At 36.5% G+C, this 12932-nt stretch carries 11 protein-coding genes; 5 read left to right on the plus strand and 6 right to left on the minus strand.

From position 1 onward, the window contains the following. Positions 1-13 precede the first annotated feature (13 nt). Together PR683_RS04145 and PR683_RS04150 are read right to left on the minus strand one after the other, a co-directional pair. Positions 14-1441 carry a Na+/H+ antiporter NhaC family protein gene (locus PR683_RS04145; protein ID WP_164528835.1) on the minus strand — a complete coding sequence of 476 codons (1428 nt, stop codon included), beginning with the start codon at positions 1439-1441 and terminating at the stop codon, positions 14-16. Between the two features lie 175 nt (positions 1442-1616). Continuing rightward, positions 1617-2159 (minus strand): GNAT family N-acetyltransferase, encoded by a 543-nt coding sequence (locus PR683_RS04150; RefSeq protein WP_004910874.1) that lies wholly within the window; start codon positions 2157-2159, stop codon positions 1617-1619. Between the two features lie 153 nt (positions 2160-2312). On the opposite strand from PR683_RS04150, the gene PR683_RS04155 reads away from it, so the two are divergent. Continuing rightward, the gene (locus PR683_RS04155) at positions 2313-3167 is read left to right on the plus strand and encodes a helix-turn-helix domain-containing protein (RefSeq protein WP_109912217.1); all 855 of its coding nucleotides are present in this window, start codon (positions 2313-2315) and stop codon (positions 3165-3167) included. Positions 3168-3169: 2 nt separating this feature from the next. Here PR683_RS04155 and PR683_RS04160 read toward each other — a convergent pair whose 3' ends face one another. Then, on the minus strand, positions 3170-4069 hold the full coding sequence (locus tag PR683_RS04160) for a LysR family transcriptional regulator (protein WP_109912218.1): 900 nt from the start codon (positions 4067-4069) through the stop codon (positions 3170-3172). A 117-nt stretch (positions 4070-4186) separates the two neighbouring features. Here PR683_RS04160 and PR683_RS04165 point away from each other — a divergent pair, with 117 nt between their 5' ends. From PR683_RS04165 to PR683_RS04175, 3 genes are all read left to right on the plus strand, one after another. After that, a complete protein-coding gene (locus PR683_RS04165) occupies positions 4187-5365 on the plus strand; it encodes an MFS transporter (protein WP_109912219.1) in 1179 nt (392 codons plus the stop codon). Positions 5366-5535: 170 nt separating this feature from the next. After that, a complete protein-coding gene (gene ada, locus PR683_RS04170; RefSeq protein ID WP_109912220.1) occupies positions 5536-6612 on the plus strand; it encodes a bifunctional DNA-binding transcriptional regulator/O6-methylguanine-DNA methyltransferase Ada in 1077 nt (358 codons plus the stop codon). Between the two features lie 244 nt (positions 6613-6856). Beyond that, positions 6857-7066, plus strand: a complete 210-nt coding sequence (locus PR683_RS04175; RefSeq protein ID WP_004910885.1) for a hypothetical protein — start codon at positions 6857-6859, stop codon at positions 7064-7066. A gap of 51 nt (positions 7067-7117) precedes the next feature. Here the strand turns inward: PR683_RS04175 and PR683_RS04180 are convergent, their stop codons facing one another. Then, positions 7118-8365, minus strand: a complete 1248-nt coding sequence (locus PR683_RS04180) for an MFS transporter (protein WP_109912221.1) — start codon at positions 8363-8365, stop codon at positions 7118-7120. A 535-nt stretch (positions 8366-8900) separates the two neighbouring features. Here PR683_RS04180 and PR683_RS04185 point away from each other — a divergent pair. Next, a complete protein-coding gene (locus PR683_RS04185) occupies positions 8901-10052 on the plus strand; it encodes an MFS transporter (RefSeq protein WP_272581684.1) in 1152 nt (383 codons plus the stop codon). A 61-nt stretch (positions 10053-10113) separates the two neighbouring features. On the opposite strand, the gene ydeE is transcribed toward PR683_RS04185, so the two are convergent. Then, positions 10114-11304, minus strand: a complete 1191-nt coding sequence (ydeE, locus tag PR683_RS04190) for an efflux MFS transporter YdeE (protein WP_004910890.1) — start codon at positions 11302-11304, stop codon at positions 10114-10116. A gap of 467 nt (positions 11305-11771) precedes the next feature. Next, entirely contained in the window at positions 11772-12929 is a 1158-nt protein-coding gene (locus PR683_RS04195) for an iron-containing alcohol dehydrogenase (RefSeq protein ID WP_109912223.1), read from the minus strand. Positions 12930-12932 lie beyond the last annotated feature (3 nt).

The raw sequence follows: 12932 nt of genomic DNA on the forward strand, positions 1-12932 counted from the left end.
AAATTCCCAATAATTAATAAGAGAAACCAAGGTAAAGGTAAATAGCAAGAACAATACTGGCAGTCACTAGTGCATAAGGCATCTGTGTTCGAATATGCTCAATATGTTCGCAGTCTGTCGCCATTGATGCAACAATAGCATCCGCAGAAATTGGAGAGGTCATATCGCCAAATATTGAGCCAGAAATTGCTGCACCAATCATATATTCCACAGGCATTCCTACAGATAAACCTAATTGAACTCCGATAGGGATCATTATTGCGAAAGTACCCCAAGAGGTGCCTGTTGCTAAAGACATAATGGCGCTAATTATAAAGATAAAACCAATAGAAAAACCTGGGGCCATAACGCCTTGAGTGACTTCAGCAATATAAGCACCTGTATTTAACTCAGCAGAAACATTACCCATTAAAAATGCTAAAATCATAATGGAGCTAATTTTTAGCATATTGGCATAACCGACAAACAATTCTTTAAAGAAAGCATCAATATTTAGTAACCGTCGACCGATAAACCAACAGAAAGATATCATAGTACCAAACATGACTCCCCAATATACGGATGTCGAACCGCTTCCTTTACTAAAGTCACCATCACCTGTGATATATAGTGCGATAGGGACCATTAATACTGTAGATAAAATAGGTATAAAGAAGTTTAATGAAGAATGAGCATTAGGGTGGTCAATAATCTCTTCTTCGTTATCCTGACGTTGTAATTGAGAAATGTTCCCAGCAATAAAATTTTGTTGGTATGTATCTTCTGCTTTTTTCATGGGACCCCATGAAATATTAGTAAATACATAGAATAGGATCGTTATAATGGATAACCAAGCCATTAAATTGTAACCAATCGACGTAATTAAAATATCAAAAGGCTCGCCTTGAATCAGCCCTTGGGAAATTTGTACCCCAATTAACCCCATTATTACCGCTCCCCACCCATTGATGATGGCAGAGGAACAAACAGAAACACACGCAGTTTGGATAATATAGGACATTTTTTCAGGGGCAACACCATATTGTCGTGCGAGATTTTTAGTTGAAGCTCCAGCGACTAATTGGTTAATTGAACTTTCAATAAAAATAAGAGAAGTAATGATAATGGCGAGCAACTGAGTAGATTTACGGTTTTTAATTAATTTTGTCTTATTGGTAAGTAACTGAACTAAAGCACGAACGCCACCTGTAACCACAACAAGTCTCATGATCCCACCGATCATAACCATAAAGACAATTGTTCGCGTATTTCCTGCAGATGAAAATGTATCAATAATACCATCAACGGTACCTTGTACACCTAATAATACGTTGTGGTCATGAATGACAGTAAAACCAACGAGTATTCCTAACATTAATGAAAGCATGACTTGGCGAGTTAATATCGCCAATATTATAGTCACAATGGGAGTGATAACGGTCCAAATACCATAGTCCTGCATGTGTTTACCTGTGATCCGAGAGAAAATATGAATTTTATAATTGTTGAAAAATCATAGCATTAATAGGAACACGGTAGAATAATTTTATGTAGTTTGAAATACGTTGTGACAATAAATTAATAAGAAAAAGGCCAAACAGATAAATGTTGGCCATATGTATAGATAGAATCAAATATTACTGTCGAGCTTGCCACTCTTTAGCTGTTATTTTACTAATATCTTCTGTTTTAGTTTCGCCAATTAATTCAATAAATTGTGGTTCAAGAGTTGCATAGTATTTGAAGCCACATTTTTCTTGAGCAATTTTAGATTGTTCGTTACCTTGAAAGTAACCGCACCACAAATTATCTAATTTTAAATCAGTGAAAGCATGGTGAATGATGGCGTTAATTGATTCTGGAATAATGCCTTTTCCCCAGAACGGTACACCAACCCAATAGCTAACTTCTGCGTCATTTTCACCAATAGGAAAATTACTTTCATGGCTGAATGATAAACCAATCAAGCCAATAGCTTGGTTCTCATTTTTTAACGTCACAGCGTAAATTTCATCACGCATAAAAATATTTTTGATAATAGAAAGACTTTCTTCTTCGCTTTTGTGAGTAGGCCAACCTGCGATTGGGCCAATTCTTTCATCTTTTGCATAGAAATATAAATCCGCGGCATCTGTTTCTTGCCAAGGACGCAGTATTAACCTATTTGTTGTAAGTACCATTTTATCATCTCCTCATTACGCTATCTCCTAACTTGAAAGTTATTTTAGGTATTTATAGAAATAAAATAAGGGCATAACTTGTTCATTTTAGGTACTTATAACAACTTATTTGTTATGGTAGTGCGATATGGTGCAAATTAAAGTACAACGATCATGATGCATTTAAAAAATTATCAAATTGATTTGCCTGAAGTCATTCGGATTGGTGAAAGCCATATGGATAAAATGCAATTTAAACCGATTAAAACATCTTATGTGGCGGTTTGTGTGTGCAAGCAAGGATATGCAACATTCAATATTAATTTCAAACGGTATCCAGTACGAAAAAACGACATAATCGTTTTGTACGATGATTCCTTTGCAATGCTACAAGCCAAATCACGCAAATTTCGTTTGGAGTATTGGTTGATTGATAAAAAGCTAGCAGTAGAAATTGCTTATGCATTACCACATCAACTTTTTGCTTTTTTTAATGACTTCCCTGTGATTTCAACGCCATTAGAAAAAGCTGCACTATTTGAAAGCTGGAGATATATTCTTCTAACTATCGTGTCTAACTGGAGTGGTCATGGGCTATTACAATTAAAAAATCATTTGCAAAATTTATTTTTAGAAATTAGTAATCATGCACAACACACTTCTATCAAACCAGAAAATAAAAGCCGCCAAGAGCAACTGTGCTGGCGTTTTTGGGGCTTAATTACGACCTACTGTAAACAGCATAAAGAAGTGAAATTTTATGCGGAGCAATTGTCGATCACACCATTTTACTTATCTAAAATTAGTCAAAGTTTTTTTAAAGACTCACCAAAGGTATTGATTGATAGGCAAGTGATTCTAGAAATAAAGGCATTATTAGAAATTGGTAATTTATCCATTAAGCAAATTGCGGATGAATTAAACTTTGAAGATACATCTTATTTATGTCGCTATTTTAAACGGCATACAGGGATGACGTTAACGGGATTTAAAAAACGCATTGAACAAAAAGAACGGAAAAATAAATAATATTAATGTGGTTCAATCTTTGTTGAGTATTTTTTTATAAATTCAATGAAACAGCGTAAGCGTGGTGAAACAGCTTGGTTACGATAGTAAACGGCATTTATAGGTTGGCGAGTTTTAATGGTTTTCTTTTCTAATACTTGTACTAATTCACCACGAGCGAAAGCGTCTAGTGTGACGAAATCAGCTGAACATAAAATGCCTGCACCTTGAACTGCAAGGTGAAATAAAACTTCGCCGCTAGTGCCTGAAATATCAGGTGAAATCTTAAATAAATCCCCATCATGAGTTTTTATTGGCCAAATATTTAATGAATCAGGTTGAGTGAAGCCTAATAAACAGTGTTGTTTTAATTCTTCAATACTTTCCGGTACGCCATATTTTTCAAGATAATCAGGGCTGGCAACGAGTCGTTGTCGACTAAAACCTAATAAGGTGGCATTGAGTGAAGAATCTTTGAGGACTCCAATACGAAAAGCTACATCAATTCGTTTTTCTAACAGATTAGTAATTCCTTCATAGTTATGGATCTCAAGTTCGATTTGCGGATAAAGTGCATAAAATTGTGGAATCAATGGGGCAATAACATGAGTCAAAAAGGGAGTTGATGCATCTATCCGTAATTTACCTGAAGGAACAGTCTGTCGTATTGAGAGCATATCTTCAGCTTCTTGAGCTAGTTCAACTATTTTTCGCGATTTCTGCAAAAATGCAGCGCCTTCATCACTAAGTTTAATTGAACGAGTTGTTCGGTAGATTAACGTCGTATTTATTTTTTCTTCAAGCCTGAGCAATAAACGACTTACTGTCGATATTGTCATGTTTAATTGCTCTGCTGCTGCGGTGATAGAACCACAATCTACAACGCTAATAAAGGCCTGAAGCTCTTCAAAAGTTATTTTCATTATTGCATATCCGGCAAAAGTTATTTTCACCTTAACGCCTTTTTCATTGAGTATCAATGTGAAAAAATTCTGCTCATTAATAAAAATGTTAATAATTTATTTCAATAAGGTTTTTAAATGAGAATTAACACGGCATTACTAGCATTAGCAATAGGGGCTTTTGCTATTGGAGCAACAGAATTTTCACCAATGGGAATGCTTCCTTATATTGCTGACAATCTTAAAGAAGACATTCCTTCTGTGGGTGTGATAGTGGTTATTTATGCCCTTGGAGTTATGGTTGGTGCACCTATTATGACGCTATTGTTAGTCAAAAGGCGCCCTAAAATAGCATTAGTATTTTTGATGTCGATCTTCACTATTGGGAATGTATTATCGGCAATGTCACCTGATTTGGTGACCCTGTCACTTTCTCGTTTTATTACCAGTTTAAATCATGGTGCATTTTTTGGATTAGGCGCAATTGTTGCGGCAAGCGTGGTTCCTCCAGGAAAACAAGCAAGTGCAATAGCGGCTATGTTCATGGGGTTAACAATAGCCAATATTGGTGGCGTACCTTTGATGACGAAATTAACACAAGTCGTAGGATGGAGGCAGGCATTTTATTTAATTTCAATTTTAGGCATTTTGACGATTATAAGTTTAATTTGGGCTTTACCAAATAACCTAATGGGGACAAAAGTGGATGTAAAAAATGAATTGCGTATTTTACGGCGCCCTCAAGTCCTGTTAGGCATGTTATCTACTGTGTTAGGTGCGAGCGCAATGTTTACGTTGTATACCTATATTACACCAATGTTAATGAATTTTATTCAGGCTTCAGACCAAATGGTCACAATAATGTTAGTGATTATCGGTATAGGCTTTACTGTTGGTAATTATATTGGTGGGTTATTTGCAGATAAGTCACTTTTTAGCACTTTAATAATATTTTTCATTATGTTGGCATTAAGCATGGCTATATTCCCATTTATTGCGGTAAATGCATTTGGTGCGGGTGTCGGCCTAATGGTATGGAGTATTTTTAGCTTTGGTATTGTTCCTCCTATTCAAATGTTAGTCATGAATGCAGCAAAAGGTGCGCAAGCCTTAGCGTCCTCCGTTAATATAGGTGCCTTTAATTTAGGAAATGCCATTGGCGCAGCAATTGGTGGGATAGTTTTATCCTATGGGTATAGCTATTCAATGATTAGTTTTATGGGGGCACTAGTCGCTGTTTTGGGAATTATGGTTATTCTGGTTGTTTTTCGCAAAAAATCCGATTCTAAAATGGAAACTGAAATTGCATGCAGCTAATTTTATTGTACTTATTCTTCATTTGATAATTAATGTAAAATCACCGTTAAGTGGATTAAAAGGATCCCTCGCACGGAATAAATAAAACTTGAATTAAAAAGCAATGTTCGGAGTTTTTTGCAATTGTAGTTTGTCATAATTAATGCAATTAACTAAAGAAGGGCGACATGATGACAACTAAAAATTTGTGGAATACGCCAGAACAGAGATGGCAAGCGGTGGTTGAAAGGAATAAAGCCGCGGATGGTCACTTTGTTTACGGTGTAAGAACTTCTGCTATTTATTGCCATCCGTCTGCTGCTGGCCGTTTACCAAATATAAATAATGTTGAGTTTTTTGATAATGAGCAACAAGCGATTGAACAAGGCTATCGTGCAGGAAAACGCTTTCGGACAGAAACATCACAATTAACCCAATTTTATCAAGAGCAAATTGAGAAAGCTTGTCGTTATATTGAACAGCAAGAGCAAACGGTGAGTTTGGCTGCATTAGCTAGTTACATTGGTATGAGTCGCTATCATTTCCACCGTTTGTTTAAAGCGCAAATAGGGTTAACACCAAAAGCCTATGCGGATGCATTTCGCCATAAAACCTTGCAACAACGGCTTCAAGAAAAAAAACGAATTACTGACGCTATTTATGATGCGGGTTATCAATCAAATAGTCGCTTTTATGAAGCCTCATCTCAACGACTAGGAATGACGCCGAGTGAATGGAAATCAGGAGGGGGGGGCAGTAAAATTTACTTTGCTCTTGCGGTTTGCTCATTAGGGACACTATTGGTTGCACAAAGTCCGATAGGTGTTTGCGCCATTTTGTTAGGGGATGACCCTGAGCAGTTATTGAATAATTTACAGGATAAATTCCCAAAAGCAGAGCTGATTGGAGGAGATGACGGCTTTGAGCAACTGGTTGCTCAGGTGGTAGGTTTTATTGAAGCACCTGAAATTGGATTAAATTTACCATTAGACATTCAAGGCACTGCATTTCAACAACGCGTTTGGCAAGCTTTACGTAATATTCCAGTAGGGGAAACAGTAAGTTACAGTGATATAGCAGAAAAAATTGGCAAGCCTAGTGCCGTCAGAGCGGTAGCTAATGCCTGTGGTGCAAATATGTTAGCTGTCGCTATTCCTTGTCACCGAGTGGTTAAGAGTAATGGTGACCTTTCAGGCTATCGTTGGGGCATTGACCGAAAACAAGCGCTATTGTTAAAAGAAGCCCAGTATAAGGCAGATAATAGTTAATGATAGCTAAGGGGATCACGGGTAACCATAGTATTCATATAATTATTTCTAGTGAACTACCTTAATTAGAATATTTAAAATAAACAGCACCTATATTAATATATAATAGGTGCTGTTTAGTAAACACAATATAGTATCTAGAACTAAAGTTTTACTTTTAGAAGTAACATGCCAATATAAAGAGTTAGTTGAAACCCATTTTCCTGCTAATACTCGTATTTCGCGGCCACAAGGAGGATTTTCATTGTGGGTTGAACATCTACCGGTTGATAGTCGTAAATTACTCGATATTCTACATCGTAATAAAGTCACCGTTTTAACAGGGGAACATTTCTCGACCGGCGGATGTTTCCTTAATCATTTGCGAATAAACTATGCGCTTCCATTAATCGCAAGGCGACGCAATGCAATTAAAATATTAGGGGAAGCATTAAAAGTCACAAGCTTAAAATAATATAAAACCCCTTATTCAGTAGATATGAGTCATGAATAAGGGGAATAATAGTCATTGAATGGTGGGTTTCGGTTGACTATTTTTAGAATAGAATAAGTAAATCACATAGAGAAGTGTAAAACTGGCCGTGTAACCTGTAAAAATCATCCAGAAGGTTTTCCAATCTACTATACCATTGACGGTATTAAGCTCGATAACCCAACCACATAATACCGCCCCTAAAAACGTACCAAATCCATTGACTAATGTGGTGAATACGCCTTGTGCTGTTGAACGAAATTCGGGCGCAATTTCTTTTTCCAAAAATAGTGCTCCTGCGATATTAAAGAAATCAAATGCACAGCCGTATACAACCATGGATAAAAATAATGCCAGTGTACCAATCGCAGTGAAATCACCATAAGCAAATAAGCCTAGTCGTAAAATCCATGCAATCATACTCATAAATAAGATGGTTTCAATTTTGAATTTTTTGAGTAACAGCGGCAAGAGTAAAATAAAGACAATTTCTGAAAATTGCGATATCGATAAAAAGATAGTGGGGTATTCAGAAAAAACCGAGCCTCTAGCTTCAGGCATTAATGCCATATCTTGTAAAAAGGGAACGCCAAAGGTATTGGTAATTTGTAAGACAGAACCTAATAGCATGGCAAAAAACAAGAATACTGCAACTCGCCCCTTTTTAAAGAGTAAAATAATATTTTGGCAACTAAAGCTAGATTTCTGTTCTTTTTTCTCAATTTTACAGGCCTGTGTTGAAATAAAGAAAATAGAAAAGATACTGAGGACCACGGATGCGATCGCACCTACATATAATTGATAAAAACTCATTTCCAATTTTAATAAGCTAATTGTCCACATAGCAACAATAAAACCTACGGTGCCGTAAACGCGTATTTTGGGAAAATAAACATCCGAATCGAGTTTTTTTGCGCTCAACATCTCAAAAACAATGCTATTACAAACGGAAATAGTTGGCATATAAAACATTAGGTGAACTAATGTCATAATAAATAGCAAGGTTATTGAGTCACTATGCGCCATTGCGATCAAAAATACAGCAGAAATAATATGTGAAGCAATATACACCAGTTTTCGGTTATTAATTTTATCTGCAATAAATCCGATAATAATCGGTGAACATAAAGCTGAGATGCCTAATGTACTAAAAATCAGGCCAATTTCACCACCTTTGAAATGTAAGGTATTGAAGAGGTAAGACGCAAAAGTAACCAGCCATGAGCCCCAGATAAAAAATTGAAGAAATGAAACGAATTTCAGCCGAGCAGTGATATTCATGTTTATACACCTTCCGTTAGCCTAAACATGCTTTAATGTAATTATTAAATAAACTGTTCTTTTCAATTAATTTAATAACCAAACATGGAAGCACCCATCTTGTTATTGTTTGAGCATTATAAAATAGTTAATGTGAGTTTTTTTTGATATGGAAGAGGCAAATCATCGATTAGTTGTAGGAATTAGTCCCTTTTTATAGGAGATTTCACGTATCAAAATAAAGATATAATAAAATAAGTGTGAGAATTAACTCTTCTGAATTTAAGATGATTAAATGATAGTTAATATATATTTAACTTAGTCGGTATTACTTGAATTTAATTAATATTTAAGATTTAATAGGCATCTCTTCAGCCTCATACTTTCAGTATGCTATCCCAATTAATATCTCAACATTTCCAGTAGTCAGCTTGACTGCGCCCTAGTGGCTCGCTACCAAAAAACTTACCTCAACTACTTTTTTAAAATTCAAATTTTAAAAGTACCAATCATAAACAATGATTGGAAATTCGATGTATATCAAAACGAGAATATTATGATATCTACTCATTACCTGCTGCTTTTATCCGCAGTAGCGGTATACCTTGTGGGTACCGCAGAATTCATGTTATCGGCGATTTTATCGCCGTTAGCAAATGTTTTTCATGTTCAGCCCGACCAAATTGCTTGGTTGATATCAGCTTATGCATTGGCCTATACCTTGGCAGCGCCTATTATAGGTTTCTTATCAGATCGAATTGATAAACGAAAAATTGTACTCATGGCTCTTTTGTTATTATCACTTGATAGCTTGCTTATTATTTTTGCGCCTAATTTATTGATTGCACTAGTTTTAAGAGGATTGGGTGGATTAGCATCTGCCGCACTTGTTCCGGTTATCTTTGCCCTTATTGCTGATGTGATGAGCGAAAGTAAGCAAGCTGCAGCAATGGGAAACATTATGATGGGAATGACTGTCGGTATTATTACCGGGCCTATCATCGCTGGGGCATTAGTTCAGTATTTTGCGTGGTACGCGCCATTTATTTATACCGCGGTAGGGTGCTTAGTGGTATTCATCATAGGGATATTTACGCTACCTCATTCACAAAAAGTAACCAGTAAAAAATTATCTTTCATAGCGATTAAACAAAAAGGTATTGTTCGACTTATATTAGCGAAAGGTCTATGGAATGGGGTGTCAGTCTGTATGTTTCTGCTTGCGGGTGAAATATTAAGGCAAAGATCACACTTAGAAAGCGTTGAAGTTGGCAGTCTAATGGGATTATTCGGGGTCGGATTATTATGTGGCAATGGTTTGGTTGCAAGAATAGAGAGGATTAAGACGTCAAATAATACAAAACTCATTGTTATTATTTTAATAATCATGGCTGCGATTATGTTATTTCTTAGTGGGTGGCTTTCGTTAATTGGTCATGGCTTATGCTTAACTATTCTTGGGGGGATGTTGGGATTAGCATCTCCCATAAGTACCTCAATGTTAGCAAGGCAAAGTGCAGAGAATAAAGGTTTTGTCTTGTCGATATCCGAGAGTGTGAACAACTTGGTTTTATTATCTGCACTACCCGTATTTTCTTTATTTTTTTCGAAAGGTCACCTTGTGATTTCTATGATCATGATTGTTATATTCTTGAGCTCCGCTATTTTTTTAGTTTTCCCGACAAGACAGAGAAAAGACAGAGAATAAAAAGATAGTAGATTGCTTATTTTTCTCCACCGAAAATGGTTTTTCAGTGGAGAAAAGAGTGCTATTGGGCAACTAATAGTTGTTTCTTTCTTAGACGCATTCCATTTAACATGGATAGCCAAGCTAAAAATGTAATAAACATAAGAATAATAAAAATAAAATAGGGTGGAAGTTCTGTTAATACAACCCCTGTTAACATCGGATTAAATGCACCACCAAGCAGCCCTAGAGATTGGGCCGAAAAGTAACTAGCCTTCATTCCGTCTGGTGCAATACTATCAATCAGCATATATTCACCAGGGGCATAAATTAATTCACCCAGAGTGAAAATAAAGGCACCAAGAGCCCAAAGGTATAAATTTTCATGGGCATACATAAAGGTTGCCAACCCTAAAATAAAAAATAGACTGCCTAATGTCATTAATTTTCTTAAATTATCTGGGGTGATGCGTTTTCCGACGGTATATTGCAACGTCACCACGACAATCGCATTCACAGGCAAAATAACACCAATAACCACTTGAGCGAAATCACTGTCCGCTACAGTAATGGCGTACTGGGATATCCAAGTCGTAAAAGTACCGAAAACTAATGAGCCTAAAAACGTTGATAAAATAAACCAAGCTAGCACTTGGTCTCGTAGCATAGCGACAGGGTTCCATTTACGGATTTGGCCTTCTCCTAATGGTGTCGGCTTTATGCTCTGTACAAACCTTTGTATAAAAAATATCGGAAAAGCGGCAGAAATTGCGGCTAAATAGAATGGCAAGTTAATACTATACATTAATAACCAAGTACCAATTGGTGGTCCAACGGTCCAGCCTATATTAATAAAGGTATAGTTTAAGGAAAATATTTTTGCTTTTAATGCAACGGTGAGGGTATCTGCGAAATACGCTTTTAGTACCGTAGAGAATACGGAATAAGAGCAATTTATTAGTGAAAAGAAAATAATAACTAAAATTGCATTATTAACGATAGGTATTGCAATAAACCCACAAATAAAGGCGATAACAGCAAATAACATACAGCGTTTTTTGTCTACGCGGTCAGCTAGCATGCCAAAACCCATGCTAAATAAAACACCGACTACCATAGCCATTGACATTGCAACACCAACAATATCAATAGCCATTTTATATTCACGGGTCAGGTAAATAGCCATGAAGGGCAATGTCGCACCACGCCCAATAGTTAAGAGCAGTGACGATGCAAGTAATGCACTGTTTGATATATTAAATTTAGATAACATGGCACACAACCTAACTTATTAATTGTTGTTATAGATTTGTTTCAGACGTTCTGTAAGCTATAAAATACCTAAATTTACTGCGGTGAGATATGGTGATTAATGCTCAAAATTGAAAACAATATTTTGCTGATGCTAATGTACCATTCTCAATTAAAAATCTGGTAATATGAAATACAATCTTGATAATTAAATGTTATATGCTGTTGTAATCACCAAGAATTTAAAGTGAGTTATAAGGTGAAGGAATCTTGACGTTAAAATAGAAAAAGGTGCAAATTTGCACCTTTCAGACTTGCCGCCAAACATATTATGCTTGGCGGCAAGTCTAATAGGTTTTGAAAATAAACGAGGAAAATCAAATTATTGATTTTCGGCTGATAACACAAAGCGGGAAAAACCACGCTTTTATCCCGCTTTGTCAATAACCTCAAAGGTGCAATTTTGCACCTTTTCGAAAGAAGTAAACATTATAAAGCGGCAGTATATACTCGGCGGCTAATATCTAAATTAATATCTTGGTGCTCACCTAATTTCACCATACCATGTGCAGCCAAGCTATTGACTAAGGGCTCAATAACATCTTGATTCAGCTGGTAGTCACTGAAACGAGTACCCACTCGCATTTTTTCAAAGAACTCTCGAGTTAACTCAATGGATTTGAGTGCTTTCTCTTGTTCTGTGCCTGACGTAATTCCCCAAACTCGTTCGGCATATTGCACTAATTTGGCCTGTTTTTGGGCTAATTTTTCTGTCAGCATGGACGGTAGAACAATCGCGAGTGTTTGTGCATGATCCAAACCATACAACACAGTAATTTCGTGACCTAACATATGGGTAGACCAGTCTTGTGGAACACCAACACCGATTAAACCGTTTAAAGCCAATGTGGCTGTCCACATTAAATTAGCCCGAATATCATAATCTTTCGGAGTCTCTAGCGCTTTAGGTCCAATTTCGATTAATGTCTTCAATAAACCTTCTGCAAATGCATCTTGTACATAGGCATTTACTGGATAAGTCAAATATTGTTCAATCACATGAACAAAAGCGTCAACGACACCATTACTGATTTGACGAGCCGGTAAGGTATAGGTTTTGACTGGGTCAAGAATAGAGAACTGAGGAAATACGTGGTCACTCATAAATGCAAGTTTAGAGTGTAGTTCTTCACGAGTAATCACCGAACCTTTGTTCATTTCAGAACCTGTAGCAGGTAATGTTAATACAGTTCCAAACGGTAGCGCAGTATTTATGGTAGTGCCTCTATTGGTGACCACTTCCCACTTATCACCTGGATAATTTACCGCTGCCGCAACAAATTTAACGCCATCAATGACCGAACCGCCACCAACAGCCAGCAAGTAGTCAAAGCCTTCCTTTTCAATTTTATCGACCGCTTTTATCAAGGTTTCATAACGAGGATTAGCCTCAATTCCACCAAAATGATCGAATGTTCGAGATCCTAAAGCTTGCTCAACTTCATTTAAGGTTCCTGTTTTTCTTGCACTTTCACCGCCAAATAAAATAAGAACCTTAGCATTTTTAGGGATAACTCGGTCAAGTTCACTGATTTTACCTTCACCAAACATGATACGAGTGGGGTTATAAAATTCGAAATTGTTCATATA

The organism is Providencia sp. PROV269 (assembly GCF_028477785.1).
Classification (GTDB): Bacteria; Pseudomonadota; Gammaproteobacteria; order Enterobacterales; family Enterobacteriaceae; genus Providencia; species Providencia rettgeri.